Source organism: Streptococcus troglodytae, assembly GCF_002355215.1.
GTDB classification, from domain to species: Bacteria; Bacillota; Bacilli; order Lactobacillales; family Streptococcaceae; genus Streptococcus; species Streptococcus troglodytae.
Genome location: NZ_AP014612.1, coordinates 1,797,817 through 1,811,902 on the forward strand (window position 1 = coordinate 1,797,817; position 14,086 = coordinate 1,811,902).

Sequence of the window (14,086 nt, forward strand, 5' to 3'; positions counted from 1 at the left end):
GTCATATTTTTTTATTCTTACTGCTTAACTTCAGTAAAAATCAATTTAGCTGTGTCACCAGAAGCATCATACTGAGTATTATAAAAGTTAGTCGTAATAATCTCACCTTCTTTAAGTTTCACAACAACATCTGTGTTACCGGGATTATAATTCTGCTCTTTGGAATTATCTGTATCTATATTATATATGGAAATTTCCCACCCTAGATTTTCAAATTCAGGGTCCATTGTCGCATTAGTGTCTAACTTATAGGTCCCCGGTTCAATATCACGTCCAACTACATAGTTACCAATTCCTAATTTATTATTGTTTTTCACAGTACTTGAAACAGCTGTAAATTTTACCTTTGAGATATCAGTAAATTCCAGAGTATCGCCTTCAAAAAGAACAACTCTAATTGTCGATGGGTATTCAATGTTACCGCTATCCAGAGAAGAGCCTAGCCAATTAATGTATAGACCGGAAAAAGTTGATGAACGCTCTCCTGTTATATTTCCGCTGCCCCCCGTAATTTGCAAATCATAAATTCCAGGCATAACATCACCATCTTGTCCGACTTTAATTTTATCAGTAACATAAAGCTCATTTGTAGATTTTGATTTTTTAGCCAAAGCATTTAAAGTTTCGAGATTCGTGAGTTTTTTCTTTTTAGAGCTGCTTACCTTAGCAGTAGAACCTTTATAGGAGTCACTAGCATCATTTAAAACCGCACCGTAAATAGGTTGCGATATCAAAACGATAACAAAAGAAATGACAGAAATTGCTACCGAAATTAACGTTAACATTTTTTTATTTTTACGATTTACAATTAAAGCAATAATCCCTAAAAGGAAAGCAACCAATGCTAATACTCCTGAAGCATTATTGATAAAAGGCATCCAAGATGTAGCCAATACTATCACTCCAAAAACCAAAGCTAAAATCAGCAAAACTTTTCTTTCTTCTTTCTGTGACCTCATTTCTTTATACTCCTTAATAATAGTTTATTAGTCTTCAATGTCAACTTTTATCATGTGAGAATTGACCGCTTCTCTAACCTACATCCTTGCAATTTAGATAAACGAGTTTTTATTATATATTTTCCTGATAAAGAAAGTAAAAATAAACATCAAGACTTTCTTATTGCAATCCTTGAGACATTTGATTAATAAACTCTTTCAATTTATCACGATAATCTTTTAAAAATTGTATTAAATCACTTTTTCCAATAATAGTAGCTTTTTTCATTATTCCATATTGCTTTTTTTGCTCTTTAACACTATCCACTATTCCTTGTCTTATTGACTTGTAACTTTCAGCATCTCCCAAGCCATATTGTGTTACAACTGCTTCATAATTTGTAATATATTCATTTACAATAAATTGATACATTGTTAAATAGTCTTCATAAGTTTTAATCTTTTCAATTGTTGAATCTAAACTATCTTTAGGTTCAAATTTAGACTTCGCTTTCTTTGACTTTAGCAATAAGTTTGAATGTTTTATTTCTACTAATTGAAAATTAAATTGGGATGATGCCGCAACACTTGTTGAGGAAACTAAAGAAGCGTTTTTTGATACTTTAGCATAAACATTATGGGGAATCAGAACTATTGCAATACTGGTAAATAAAACGATTGTTACAATAATAGCTGATAAAACTTTTCTTTTTTTCATAAAAAAAAAACCTCTTATTTTTCTGAATATTTACGTTAATATTATATTATTATATCTATTAAATGTCAATTATATTACTGGTAATTATAAAACAATCCAAGACATCAGTCTCAGATTGTTTCTTCTTTATTTTATAAACTTACTCGGAAACTAACTATTCTTTTGTTTTCCTTAAGTAGTGAGGGGCAGAAGATCAAATAGTCCATGAAGTATTTTAGAAATCCAAGGCAATTCCATTCTACTTTTACCACATCGCAATACCAAGGGCGACTTTATTCCCTAAAAATAATGGGAATAGCGTCAGTCGCCGCTGTGGTCACAGTATCGTTAATGTTAATGACTAACGATACTGGCAAAATTGGAGGTTACAAACTCCAATTTTAGCAATGAAACATAAAGTCAGTTGCTTGCGTGCCGACCACCGAAGGCTAATTATCAAAAAATAGTCAAGACCTGATGCAGTAAATTGCGATTAACGGTGACAGCTGATATACACCAGCTTCCAAGATACGATTTATCTGCTCAACTTTTTTATAACTGGCTCCAAGAACCTTTGGCCGCGGCTCTTGCTTGTACAATTTCTCCTGCGATAAGTGCGATGGTGGTAGCTATATTGAGATTTTGCATGCGATTATAATAAAGAGAGAGATAATCTATACCGTCTGGCAATAACCAACTAAGCCTACATTTTAGTATAAATAGGCATTGCTGTTGCATGACTTTCCTGCGTTTTAAGTTGCTTAATAACCTGCAAACCCACAAGTGTAACAGAGAATTTTAATATAGTTGTCATACCAGCTAAAAAAAGAATATCCTTATAAAAACGAATGTTCTACAAATTGGTGGTGTCTATCGTTAATTGCATCGTAACTACTTCCTAATCAAAAATTTGAATAAGGGAACCTGCTTCAAGCTGAACAGGAAATTCTGATTGTATATGAAGTGTGCCCGGTAATGAACTTTCTTTTGAACCATCCAATGAGATAGTGATATGGCCAAGTTCTGTTAAATTCTTTTCAACAACACTGCCAACAGCCGTAATTTGACAGTCATTGCCATTAATAACAAGATATCCGCCCTTTTTAATATGCCCACTTAGATTTTTATTATCAATTTTATAACAATAATCTGCCAGATCTTGAGGAGCCTCTTCTCCAAAGAGAATAAGCATATTGGCATCCTTAATCATGCTGAGAGCTTCTGGCCCAACAGCCAGCACTTTTGCTTCAAAAATTTTAGTCATTTTATTCCCCTTTTTCTAATAAACAATTTAAGTTTACGCTTTTTACTGATACAGTCCAATACTGGCAATCCATGCTACAATGACACGTGGTACACCATTTAAAAAACGTGAATAAAGAACAGATGGAACCCCGACTTCTACTGTTTCAGCAGTTGACTCAGACAAACCAAGCGCCACAGGGATAAAATCACAACCATTTTGCGTATTAATGGCAAAAAGAGCTGGGAGAGCCATTTGCGACGGGATAGTTCCCTTACCAATTTCAACCCCAATCAAGGTGCCGATAATTTGTGAAATAACAGCACCGGGTCCAAGAAGAGGTGACAAGAACGGGAGTGAACAGATGAATCCGATCAGGATAAGTCCCCAAATATTACCAGCCAGCGGCACCATGAGTTTAGCTAACCATTTACCTACACCTGAGCCTTGAATAAAACCAATCAGAAGTGATACAAAAGCCATAAAAGGAAGGATGGTATTTAATAATGTTTGAATAGCATCACGCGCTGCTTGATTAAAAACAGCAACCACTTTACCAGCTCCCATACCAATACGAGCAATAACACTCTGTTGTGCACGTTGCTCAGTGATTTTTTTACTGGTGTCATAGGTGCCTGTTTGAGATTGAGCAGTCTCAGCTTTCGCTTCTTTCGTTTCAATACTGCCTGCTGATTCCTCAGTTGAGGTAATCTGTTCCATACCAACAGCGGAAACATAAATATCTTCGGTGATATATTGGGCTAAGGGGCCGCTCTTACCAGTTGCAACAATATTAACCGTAGGAATCCCCTTTTTAGGATAAATACCACAACGCAGGGTACCGCCGCAGTCAACAATAGCCAGAGCGATTTCCTCATCCGGAATTGAGGTTTTAAAACCATTAACGGCTTCCATTCCTGTTAATTCAACAATTTTATCAACAATTTCAGGCTTTTCACCACCACCTGTGATATAGATGAATTTATGCTTTTCATCAGTTGGTGTAATAACCAAAGGGCCACCGAACCCACCATTTCCTTTTACAATTTTAATACTTCTGTAAGCCATGATTTTTCTCCTTTAATCTAGCTTGCAAGACGAAATAAGCAGCGATACTTTTATGCTCATATCACGCTTATTACTGTTTGCAAATTATTCTTAGTCAAGAGTTTTGCTCAATGTCATTCCTTGTTGTTTGCATACCCAAGCGGTTGTAAAATCAGTCACCCAGCCAGAAACAAAATTCATTAAAAGCCCTACTAGCAGATAACGAATAGCTAGATCCATCTGACTTAAACCCAGTGTTTTTATCCCTGATGCGATCCCCATCCATACAAATAACTCACCAGGATTGATGTGTGGAAAGACGCCGTTTGAAGTATGACAGAACTGCATTTGAGAAGCGATGTAGCTTGGCTTGTAATACTCCGGCATAAAGCGTCCCATACTAATCGCCATTGGATTCCCAAGCATAAAGGCGGATATAAAAGGCAGAATCATATAGCGACTAAGCGGATTTTTAGCAGATATTCGGGCTAATTTATTCACTTTTTCTTCTCCAAGCAGAGCAATCAGTGCATTCATTGCAACTAAGAGCATCAGGACTACTGGAACAATACTGGTCATCCAACCTACAAAATTGTTACCCCCAGCTTGGAAAAGTTTCATAAACCCTTCAGCAAATTTTGTAATATAAGACATAATAACCTCCTTTATCTGTATTAAGAAGCAAAGAAAATTTAGTCTAAGGTGAATTCTTCACTTTAACTCATCTCTTGATTCAAATTTTAGTTTCATGCCGTTTTTTTAATTTGAAACGTGATAGTAAGAATTTTGTCTGTAACCTAATATCAAGTAATGGCGTCTGTTTGGGAAATTCTTTATAGATACCTGCCTCTGTTTTTAGAAAAACAGCTCTCGCATCTTCAATAGCAATACGCAGTAACTTATTTTCCTTACGAATGAGGGGGTTATAGCTGTCAAAATAATGGAGGTCCTGTCCAATATAATCTGGCATATCTTTAAAACGAGCAGCCATGGTAATACCCTGCATCTTTTTAGCATCAAGAACCTTACCATCTTTATCAACGGCAAACATGACAATGGTCCCAGCTCTGATCTTACCAGACCGACGTCCAATGGCTACACGTCCTAAACGCCTTAATTGCCCATAAATGCTAGTAAAATGTTTAATCTGCTTTAAGCCTAACATGATTTGAATCGCATAGGCTGCTAAAGCAAAGAGACCAAAAACAATCATAAAATTCATCAGAATACTCCTTTTTCTCTGGTAAATGTAATAAAGTCTGCTTTGTTTTCCACTTTTTTTAAAGCTTCTTTGAGCTCTTTATCGCTAGCAGTTCGAAAAATATCATCATACAATTCTAAAAGTTCTGCCTCTGTTTGCGTTGCAATTTTATTGGGAATGGCTACCAAAAAGATAAGATCAACACTTTCATGATCTGTATGGTAGGGCTCCTCAAGAACCCCCACCATTAGAACGGTCTTTTCTAATGATTGATTAATAGTATGTGGAAAAGCAATACCATTGCCAAATATAGTAGACTGTTCTTTTTCTCTATCCAAAATACGTTTTTCAAAATGATCATCCACTAGCCCTAATGCTTCTAGTGACTGTGTCATGTTCATTAGATAATCTCGATAGCTAGTAGCTTTGGCTAATCTCGAAAAGGTCAAAATGATTGTTTTGAGATTTTTTCTATGATAATGATTAACGCGTTGCCATTCCTCACGCAGCCACTGATCATCAAAAAGATTTCTAATTTGAATAACTGGTGAATTGATCTGCCCTAGCTTCAAAGGAATGGTTGTAAAGACAGCAAAGTAATTATCATTAGTGTCAGGATTAAAGTTTTCTTCTGAATATTGAGTGATTTCGATATCATGGCCAAGTACACGCTTTAATTGACGCTTTATCATATGTGCTGTTCCACGTCCCGTCGTACAGACAACGGCAACTCGGCGTTTTTTGCTTTGGAAAATAGTTCCATTTTCATGTAAAATCATTTCGAAATAAAGAGCTAAGTAGCTCATTTCAGATAATTCCAGCTGACAGCTAAAATGATCTTTCAATTCATCACCAGCGACTTTTGCCATTTCAAAAGCCAGAGGATACTTATTTTGAATTTCTCTATGGAAAATATCATTAGCCTGAACATGAAAGATAAGTCGATTGATAAGAAATTTTAAATGTGTTTGAATTTCAGCAAATAAACGTTGCTCATCAAAGTTAACCAAGAGTGTATCTTTGACCTTCTTTACAAAGCTTTGATAAAGCTTCTGCAAACTCTGCACATCAGTCAATTGATAAGTCAATGCGTCAATATATTGCGTATTGAGAGGAAAGCTCAAGAAGTCTTGTTCATACTGACTGAGCGATATCTGATAAGTCACTTCAATATGATAAAGCAATTGCTCCATAATAGCTGACTGAGCTAATCCGTTAACATAATGATCAATAGGGGTAAGCAAAAGTTTTTTCCGCTGAATGCGAGCAACTGTTATCGAAATAGCTTTAGTCAGTAACTCCTGCGTTTTTCTAGGAATTTTAAAGGCTGTATATAGTTCTTCTAAAAAACCATATGTCTCTTTCTTTAAGGCAGCTGAATCAAAATAAGAATAGACCTGATGAATATACAAGAGCCGTAGATTTAATTCCGTCCCAATAATTTCCAAACCACGATTAGGTTTACCTGATATGCACAATTGATATTCTACTGCCAAATCCTTAACATGTTTCAAATCCTTATTAATGGTCGTTCGACTAACACCGATTTCCTCAGCTAAATCATCAATAAGCAAGGGTGATGTGGCTTGAATCAAACGTTTAATGAGATAAGAAGCTCGCTTATTTGAAGAATTAAAATCGCTCTCTTTGCGCAAACTTCCTGCTAAAATTGTTTCCAATCTAGCGTAATCATAGACGTCCAACAGCAAAAGATTATCTTCTTGTCTGATTTGAATATCATCATCCAAAATAGCATTAAATTGCTCTATACTTGTCAGCAACGTTTTCATACTGACATTAAGTTCTTTACGCATAGTTTCTAAAGAAACACTATGCTGAGCAACCAATATTTCTAAAATATGATACCAGCGATTAACTAATGCCACTTTTTTACCCTCTGTATTGATTTAACCGCGCGTTTTACCTCCGGCAACATTGGTTGTGATACCTGTGATATAACTTGAACGGTCCGAAATGTAATAGGCTACCAAATCTGCAACTTCACTTAATTTCCCACTGCGTCCCAATGGCGTTGTCGTTGTTGATGCGTAACCTGCACGAATGTCCTCAACTGTCTTGTCTCTAGTATAGCCAAGTGCCTCTTCATAAGCAAACGTCCGCAGACCTGTTGCTTCCATGATTCCCGGAGCAATACCAACAACTCGAACACCGTATTTGCCAAGTTCCTTTGCCCATGATCGTGTATAACTATAAACAGCAGCCTTGGTTCCCGCATATGCACTTTGTCCTTCAGAACCTTCTAAACCAGCTTCCGAAGCCATATTGATAATAACTCCTTTTTTCTTTGCCACTAAAAAGCGCCCTACAGCTTGACTAACCAAATAGAGGCCTTTCTGATTAATCATGGTAATCTTTTCAAAAATCGCATCATCAAGCTCGTATTGTCCATAAGGATCCTTAGGATCAACCAAGAGACGTGGAATATTGATGCCTGCATTATTAACAACAGCATCAACTGTCCCAAAATTTTTAACAACAGCTGCGACAGCAGCTTCTACTTGCTCACGTGATGTCACATCCACTTTCTGGAACAAGAGATTTTCATGCTTTTCTCCATTATCCGTGAGATCAAAATTTGCGACTTTGACCTTCAAGTCCAGCAATTCATCCACAATAGCTTTTCCGATACCTGAAGAGGCTCCTGTCACAATTACTGTTTTGCCAGCAATATTTAACCAATCAGCCATGTTTACACCTCATTTCTTTTATTTATACAATTATTATAAAGCGCTTACATAAAATAATTAAGACACTCTTTTTCATTTATTAAAAAAATTAGTGTACTAATTAGAAAAATTAAAAAGTTTGGAGCATTCCATTCCTTTCTCTTTCTAACATCAAAAAAAGACAAACCTCAAAAGGAAGTTTGTCTTCAGTCTGAAACCAAGGCTAAGGTCTTGGTTTTCTTATTTTATTATTAAAGACGTGCGTTTAACTCAGCACCAAGTTCTTCGAATCCTGGTTTGCCAAGAAGAGCAAACATGTTTTTCTTGTAGGCTTCAACACCCGGTTGGTCAAACGGATTAACACCATTTAGGTAACCAGAAATTCCAATAGCCAATTCAAAGAAGTAAATCACATAACCTAATGTAAATTCATCCTGCTCAGGAATGGTCAAGAAGGTATTTGGGATACCCCCATCTGTATGAGCTAGCAGTACGCCATCGGTAGCCTTCTTATTAACAAAGTCAACATCTTTACCTTGAAGATAGGCAAGACCATCAAGATCTTCCGCTGCTTCTGGCACAAGAATATTCTTACGTGCTTTCTCAACACGGATAACCGTTTCAAATAAATTGCGATTGCCTTCTTGGATAAATTGTCCAAGAGAATGCAAATCTGTTGAAAAGTTAGCTGATGTTGGGTAAATGCCCTTTTGGTCTTTACCTTCTGATTCACCGGCTAACTGTTTCCACCATTCACTAAAGTATTGAAGGGATGGTTCATAGTTAGCCAAAACTTCTGTCACATAACCCTTACGGTAAAGAATATTACGAATGGCCGCATATTGATAAGCTTCATTTTCTGATAATTCAGCAGACGAATAGTCTTGACGAGCTGCTTCTGCCCCAGCCATTAACTGATCCAAATCTGCTCCTGAAGCTGCAATTGGTAATAAACCAACAGCTGTTAAAACTGTAAAACGTCCGCCAACACTATCCGGAACAACAAAAGTTTCCCAACCATTAGCATCTGCTTCTACTTTAACGGCTCCTTTGACACGATCAGTTGTCGCATAAATACGTTGATTAGCTTCTTTTTGACCATACTTTTTAACTAGAAGATCTTTGAAAACGCGAAAAGCTATGGCAGGTTCAGTAGTTGTTCCTGATTTAGAAATAACATTAACCGAAAAATCCTTATCAGCCACATAATCAACAAGATCCGCCAGGTAATTTGCAGAAATCGAATTTCCGGCATAAAGAATTTGTGGTGCTTTGCGTTCTTCCTTCTTTTCAAGATTGACAAAAGAACTGTTCAAGAAATCAATCGCTGCACGTGCTCCTAGGTAAGAACCGCCAATACCGATAACAACCAAAACATCACTATCAGATTTGATTTTTTCAGCAGCTTTTTTAATACGAGCAAATTCTTCTTTATCATAGTCCTGAGGTAAATTCAGCCAGCCCGTCATTTCAGCACCCGGTCCAGTTCCTTTACGCAAAGCCTCATCTGCTGCTGTCACTTGCATTTGAATATAATCCAATTCATGTGAAGCAAGGAATTTCCCCAATACTTTTGAATAATCGAATTTAATGTGTGTCATTTGAATCCTCCAAAATTTCTTCTTTTCTATGATATCTCTTTCACTAAATTTAATCAAGCAATTTTTATATATAAAACGCTTTCATTTCTGTTTTCTTGTTTTTTAACGCCCACAGCGACAAGAGAACAATCGTTTGCATGTAACTTTGCATTTTCTCGTTCACTAACTTTCATATTGATTGATATAATCTGTTATTTCTACGAAATTTTCATCCTAAAAATTTAGATTTTATGAGATAGTTAAATCTAGTATTCTATATTAAGTTGCCTTGGAACAGGAACAGAAATATCTTTCTTATTAAAAACGAAGTTGAAACGCCCATTTCAACTTCAAATTTATTACATTATTGACAAGACTAATCAAACCCTAGTAACATACATTAATTCGATGAATTCAAAATATCTTCTGTATTTTTGACTTGAGCAAATCGATTATCCCATATGAATTCTTTGTAGAAAGATAAAATCTGTTCTGCAGAAAGATAGTCGTTATCAAATGTCGTAATCGCATCACCAATTAACTCAAGCTGATAGCCATGTTCAAAAGCCACTTTTGTAGAAACATCAATACAAAATTCTGCCTGCATTCCAGCAAATGTCAACTTATCAATTCCTTTGCTGTCAAGATACTCTTTTAAGCCGGTTTCTTTGAAGATGCTGTTGTAGAACTTATTAACTATTTTTTCCTCAGGATATGGCTGTAATTCATGATAAATTTGCCAATTTGCAGTTTCCGTTGCCAGCAATCCCTCTCCTTCAGAATGTCTAAAGAAGATGACTTCATCTTGATGTTGACGAAAATGCTGGATGACTTTCTGTGTATTTTCAATAAATTGCCTTCTTGCATAGGGTTCTAGATTGATAAGTCCTTCTTGAATATCAATGACAATTAAAGCTTTTGACATGTATCGTTTCTCCTTTATCTGTTTGAAATGAATCACTGTCCCTATGATAAAGCAACTCCAAGATTTTTAGCTGTTATAAATAATAATAACATTAAAATCATCAAAAAACACCCCAATCGTTCGATTTTCTGTCCAACCTTTGGGGGTTAATACAAATAATTTAGCACTTTTATTTGTTACTGAGAATTGACTACCCTATTTGGTTAACAATATCTCTTTTTCTATACAATGGTATAGCCATAATCTAAAACAAGATTTTGTCCTCTAATTGATTTACTCTGATCACTTAATAAAAATCGGATGGAGTGGCTAACGTCTTCTAAATCAACAAATTTTTGATAAGGAATTCTGGTTCGCAGACGCTGTCCGAAATAAGAGTCTAATAAATCCTTATTAGCATCAGTTTTTACATATGATGGCGATATGGTATTGACTCTAATATCTTTATCATCTATACAAGCATAGTCTACATTTCATATTATATTTATCACAAATTCATGGAATTATTACTGTTATCTATTTACTTTGCTATTACACAAAAAATAGAGCACACAGCTTACAATCGCTTAGGGCTGCTGGATTCCTCCCCTGACCCGCTTCACGCAAAGCTGTTGCTCCGATACCTATTATAGCATAAAGTAAAAAAACTGCCAACTTAAGACTTTCTCTTTTGCCAAAAAGCAAGAGCTAAGAGGCAAATCATCAAACCAACTAGGGCTGGGACGACAATAGTCAAGCCCGCCTGTCCACTGTCCATATAAGACCAAATAATTTTTGAAAGGGCTGTGATAATCAAAATTAAACCAACTAACTTCCAACTATGCAGCCAAGTTGCCCTAACAATGACGACAAAAAAACTAATAACCAAAAAGGCAAAGAGCACATTCTTAGCTGTCAAGCCTGCTTGTAAAAATTCCTTTTCATAGGTTAAAAACTCCTTGACTAAAGGTGGTATTGATTGTGGCACGGGAAACCAAATCATGCTTGTAAAAAGAGCCAAGATGCTAACTGCTACCCCTATGATTCGTCTATGATAGGCAAAAAACAAGATGGGAAGGATTAAAATAGGACGAATATACCAGCTTAATTGGTTTTGATGACGTTCAAAAGCCCAAGCTTGAAAATCTAAATTCAAAACTAGCAGACCAACAAAGAGTAATGTTAAAGCAAACAAAAAAGCTGATAATAGCCATTCCTGTGGCTTGGTGATTGTTTTCATTTTGTTCTCCTGTATCTAAAAAAACGCTGCATCATTTGAGCACATTCTTTTTCCAGAATTCCCCTCTCTACTTCTACACGATGATTGAGCCGCTCATCAGTCAAAATATTATAAAGGCTGCCGGCGCCGCCGAATTTTTGATTGGCAGCTCCGTAAATGACCTGCGGAATACGTGCTAAACCAATGGCTCCGCTGCACATAATGCAAGGCTCAATGGTGACAAAAAGCGTACAATCCAGCAGACGCCAACTTTCTTGTATTCTATTTGCTTGATTGATAGCCATAATTTCGGCATGCATGATGGCAAGATTTTCCTCTTCACGCGCATTATGACCACGCCCAATGATTTGACCGTCCTTAACGATAACACAGCCAATAGGAATCTCTTCTTTTTGAAGTGATAGCTGAGCTTCTTTGAGAGCTTCTCCCATAAAAAACTCTTTTTCTGCCTGAGTCAAATCTGCCATCAGCAGTTACCGATTTGCCATGATTTGTGAGGTACAGCCAATTCCACAGGAATCCCATTTGAGTATTTTTCTGTTTGGGCACGCAGAATTTCCAAATGGTCATCTGGAGCAATACCTTCTGGCGGAAGAGGCGGCATGTGGGTCAAGACTAGACGCTTTACTTTAGCCGCGCTAGCAATTTTCCCAGCTTCTTTAGTAGTCAAATGAGCGATGTGATTTTCATTACCTTCGTAAAGATAGACATCCGCTAAAAAGAGGTCAGCGCCTGCGGCGAATTGATCCAAGCCATCGAAATAACCTGTATCACCTGTGAAAACAAAAATTTGACCAGTGGCACGCTCCACAATACGCATGGCATAGCAAACAACAGGATGTACTGTCTTAATAAAAGTCATATCAAAAGGTCCGATTTGCTCAAGACCATTGACATTATAAGTTCTGCCTTCAGAAACACCATCGAGTGTCAACTTTGAAAACTCATAAGTATCTTGGTCATGACCGTAAATCGGTAAAACTTTGGGCGTCCAAAGATGTTTAGGATAAAGCTGAAAATAATGGCGCAAAACGCCCAAGTCAGCGACATGGTCTGGATGATAGTGGCTAATGATAACCGCATCTAAGTCTAGCGGACTGATTTCTTTTTCGAGTTCATTAAGTGCACGGCTGCCACAATCAATTAAGAGCTGAAAACCGTCTTCTCCTGTCAAGAGATAGGAGGTTGTTCCTTCATCTTTATAGGGATAGGCCCCCCAACAACCAAGTGTGGTTAGTTTCATAAAAACACCTTCTTTTTTCTAGCTGTTTTTATTATAACAAAATGAGCTGTTCTTTGGTTAATAGAAACCAGCTTATGTTATCTAAAAAAAGCATAGATTAAAGCGATAATGAACCAGACATAAAAAATAATGAATAACCACTTCAAATAAACAACAATAGCAATAAATTCTCGAATAAAAGCACTGGGAATATAATAGGCGGCTGTTGAACACCCCAAGCCATCTCCAGCCATATGCAATCGGCGGGCATAAACACTGGTTCGAAAGACATGATAAGCATTAGTTACAAAAAGAAAACGCGGTTTTTTCATTTCTTTTTCTGCTAACTGTTTGGAAAAGAGAAGATTTTCATAGGTTGAATGCGATCGTTCTTCCAAGAGAAGCCTATCCTGTGGAATATCACTTGCTTGTTTTCTAATATAATTGGCAATAGCTTGTGCCTCAGAAATGGCTTCCCTAGGACCTAAACCACCACTGGCAATCAATTTGACCTGTGGATTTTTCGATTGTCTAAAAGCTTCTAAGGCCTTATCAATCCTGCGCTTTAATAAGGGGGTTACTTGATTGCCATGCAAAAGACCTGCACCATGAATAATAATATAATCATAATGCTTGTTTTTAGGAATAATCAGATAAAGAATGGAATACAGCATAAATGCTATGAAGGCAACACCAAAAATAAAAAAAGAAGAACTTAACAAGGCATACAAAGAAGCAATAAAACGATTGAGCAACAAATGAGTTGAATACTTGGGCCTGATTATCATTAATAGAAAGAAGACAGTAATCATTATCCCTACAAAGAGCGATAAGAAATTAATCTTCGAGAAACCTTCTTTATGTAACAGAATGATCCCGTTATAGACTAAAAAGAGGCCACCCAAAAATATTAGAAGAGGAGTCGAAATTAAAAGAAGCAGGAAAATGCTATAAGCCATATAATAACCATGGCTATAGAGAAATTCAACGATAGCCAAATAACTTACCATCAAAAAAACGATAAGAAGAATGGGATTGAGTAAACTCCGTGCCTCATGATAAATAGATGCCACTAACAAAATAAACAATACAACTGCAAGCAATGCTAACATAACATCTCCTTATTTTTATTACACTTAAATTTTTAAGCATGATTGTCACTTCTGAAATTTCTCTTCATTTTGTAAACAAAATACTTAAAAAATTCAAAAATAGCAAAATTTTTCTAATGCTATTAGTCTTTTGTCACTTCTGAAGAATTCTTCCATCTTTATTTTATTCCAAAAATCAAGTTAGAACCTTACACCTTTGTAAGTTCTCAAAAAAG

At 36.3% G+C, this 14,086-nt stretch carries 14 protein-coding genes, 1 other RNA gene and 2 pseudogenes; all 17 read right to left on the reverse strand.

The annotated features are described in order from the left end of the window. Positions 1-17 precede the first annotated feature (17 nt). On the reverse strand, positions 18-959 hold the full coding sequence (locus SRT_RS08725; RefSeq protein ID WP_128833803.1) for a hypothetical protein: 942 nt from the start codon (positions 957-959) through the stop codon (positions 18-20). Between the two features lie 160 nt (positions 960-1,119). After that, complete coding sequence (locus SRT_RS08730) at positions 1,120-1,656, reverse strand: hypothetical protein (protein ID WP_128833804.1); 537 nt, start codon at positions 1,654-1,656, stop codon at positions 1,120-1,122. 435 nt (positions 1,657-2,091) lie between these two features. Beyond that, a pseudogene (locus SRT_RS08735) lies at positions 2,092-2,283 on the reverse strand (hypothetical protein). A 250-nt stretch (positions 2,284-2,533) separates the two neighbouring features. Next, positions 2,534-2,899: a PTS glucitol/sorbitol transporter subunit IIA gene (locus tag SRT_RS08740; protein WP_128833805.1), complete on the reverse strand. Its 366-nt coding sequence runs from the start codon at positions 2,897-2,899 to the stop codon at positions 2,534-2,536. A 42-nt stretch (positions 2,900-2,941) separates the two neighbouring features. After that, positions 2,942-3,946, reverse strand: coding sequence for a PTS glucitol/sorbitol transporter subunit IIB (gene srlE, locus SRT_RS08745; protein WP_128833806.1), 1,005 nt, complete (start codon positions 3,944-3,946; stop codon positions 2,942-2,944). 90 nt (positions 3,947-4,036) lie between these two features. Continuing rightward, the gene (gene srlA, locus SRT_RS08750; protein WP_128833807.1) at positions 4,037-4,579 is read right to left on the reverse strand and encodes a PTS glucitol/sorbitol transporter subunit IIC; all 543 of its coding nucleotides are present in this window, start codon (positions 4,577-4,579) and stop codon (positions 4,037-4,039) included. Positions 4,580-4,658: 79 nt separating this feature from the next. Continuing rightward, positions 4,659-5,147, reverse strand: a complete 489-nt coding sequence (locus SRT_RS08755) for a transcriptional regulator GutM (protein WP_128833808.1) — start codon at positions 5,145-5,147, stop codon at positions 4,659-4,661. Then, positions 5,147-7,012 carry a BglG family transcription antiterminator gene (locus SRT_RS08760; protein ID WP_128833809.1) on the reverse strand — a complete coding sequence of 622 codons (1,866 nt, stop codon included), beginning with the start codon at positions 7,010-7,012 and terminating at the stop codon, positions 5,147-5,149. The genes SRT_RS08755 and SRT_RS08760 overlap by 1 nt, the downstream gene beginning before the upstream one ends. Positions 7,013-7,033: 21 nt before the next feature. Beyond that, a complete protein-coding gene (locus SRT_RS08765; RefSeq protein WP_128833810.1) occupies positions 7,034-7,834 on the reverse strand; it encodes an SDR family oxidoreductase in 801 nt (266 codons plus the stop codon). 230 nt (positions 7,835-8,064) lie between these two features. After that, complete coding sequence (locus tag SRT_RS08770) at positions 8,065-9,414, reverse strand: glucose-6-phosphate isomerase (RefSeq protein WP_128833811.1); 1,350 nt, start codon at positions 9,412-9,414, stop codon at positions 8,065-8,067. A gap of 379 nt (positions 9,415-9,793) precedes the next feature. Further along, entirely contained in the window at positions 9,794-10,318 is a 525-nt protein-coding gene (locus tag SRT_RS08780) for a cysteine hydrolase family protein (protein WP_128833813.1), read from the reverse strand. Positions 10,319-10,539: 221 nt separating this feature from the next. After that, positions 10,540-10,791 (reverse strand): annotated as a pseudogene (locus SRT_RS08785) (SDR family oxidoreductase); the annotation flags it as partial. Positions 10,792-10,847: 56 nt separating this feature from the next. Further along, positions 10,848-10,946, reverse strand: an RNA gene (ffs, locus tag SRT_RS08790) — signal recognition particle sRNA small type. Between the two features lie 27 nt (positions 10,947-10,973). Then, on the reverse strand, positions 10,974-11,537 hold the full coding sequence (locus SRT_RS08795) for a hypothetical protein (RefSeq protein WP_128833814.1): 564 nt from the start codon (positions 11,535-11,537) through the stop codon (positions 10,974-10,976). Beyond that, positions 11,534-12,004, reverse strand: a complete 471-nt coding sequence (tadA, locus tag SRT_RS08800) for a tRNA adenosine(34) deaminase TadA (protein ID WP_128833815.1) — start codon at positions 12,002-12,004, stop codon at positions 11,534-11,536. The genes SRT_RS08795 and tadA overlap by 4 nt, the downstream gene beginning before the upstream one ends. After that, on the reverse strand, positions 12,004-12,780 hold the full coding sequence (locus tag SRT_RS08805) for an MBL fold metallo-hydrolase (protein ID WP_128833816.1): 777 nt from the start codon (positions 12,778-12,780) through the stop codon (positions 12,004-12,006). The genes tadA and SRT_RS08805 overlap by 1 nt, the downstream gene beginning before the upstream one ends. A gap of 77 nt (positions 12,781-12,857) precedes the next feature. Beyond that, positions 12,858-13,871, reverse strand: a complete 1,014-nt coding sequence (locus SRT_RS08810; protein ID WP_128833817.1) for a YdcF family protein — start codon at positions 13,869-13,871, stop codon at positions 12,858-12,860. Positions 13,872-14,086 lie beyond the last annotated feature (215 nt).

What these genes read in the sequence shown, in the direction of transcription:
- SRT_RS08805 (WP_128833816.1), bottom strand. Translation starts at nt 12,780, where the DNA reads ATGAAACTAACCACACTTGGTTGTTGGGGGGCCTATCCCTATAAAGAT.
- SRT_RS08740 (WP_128833805.1), bottom strand. Translation starts at nt 2,899, where the DNA reads ATGACTAAAATTTTTGAAGCAAAAGTGCTGGCTGTTGGGCCAGAAGCT.
- SRT_RS08770 (WP_128833811.1), bottom strand. Translation starts at nt 9,414, where the DNA reads ATGACACACATTAAATTCGATTATTCAAAAGTATTGGGGAAATTCCTT.
- SRT_RS08765 (WP_128833810.1), bottom strand. Translation starts at nt 7,834, where the DNA reads ATGGCTGATTGGTTAAATATTGCTGGCAAAACAGTAATTGTGACAGGA.
- SRT_RS08730 (WP_128833804.1), bottom strand. Translation starts at nt 1,656, where the DNA reads ATGAAAAAAAGAAAAGTTTTATCAGCTATTATTGTAACAATCGTTTTA.
- SRT_RS08795 (WP_128833814.1), bottom strand. Translation starts at nt 11,537, where the DNA reads ATGAAAACAATCACCAAGCCACAGGAATGGCTATTATCAGCTTTTTTG.
- SRT_RS08755 (WP_128833808.1), bottom strand. Translation starts at nt 5,147, where the DNA reads ATGAATTTTATGATTGTTTTTGGTCTCTTTGCTTTAGCAGCCTATGCG.
- srlA (WP_128833807.1), bottom strand. Translation starts at nt 4,579, where the DNA reads ATGTCTTATATTACAAAATTTGCTGAAGGGTTTATGAAACTTTTCCAA.
- SRT_RS08725 (WP_128833803.1), bottom strand. Translation starts at nt 959, where the DNA reads ATGAGGTCACAGAAAGAAGAAAGAAAAGTTTTGCTGATTTTAGCTTTG.
- SRT_RS08810 (WP_128833817.1), bottom strand. Translation starts at nt 13,871, where the DNA reads ATGTTAGCATTGCTTGCAGTTGTATTGTTTATTTTGTTAGTGGCATCT.
- srlE (WP_128833806.1), bottom strand. Translation starts at nt 3,946, where the DNA reads ATGGCTTACAGAAGTATTAAAATTGTAAAAGGAAATGGTGGGTTCGGT.
- SRT_RS08780 (WP_128833813.1), bottom strand. Translation starts at nt 10,318, where the DNA reads ATGTCAAAAGCTTTAATTGTCATTGATATTCAAGAAGGACTTATCAAT.
- tadA (WP_128833815.1), bottom strand. Translation starts at nt 12,004, where the DNA reads ATGGCAGATTTGACTCAGGCAGAAAAAGAGTTTTTTATGGGAGAAGCT.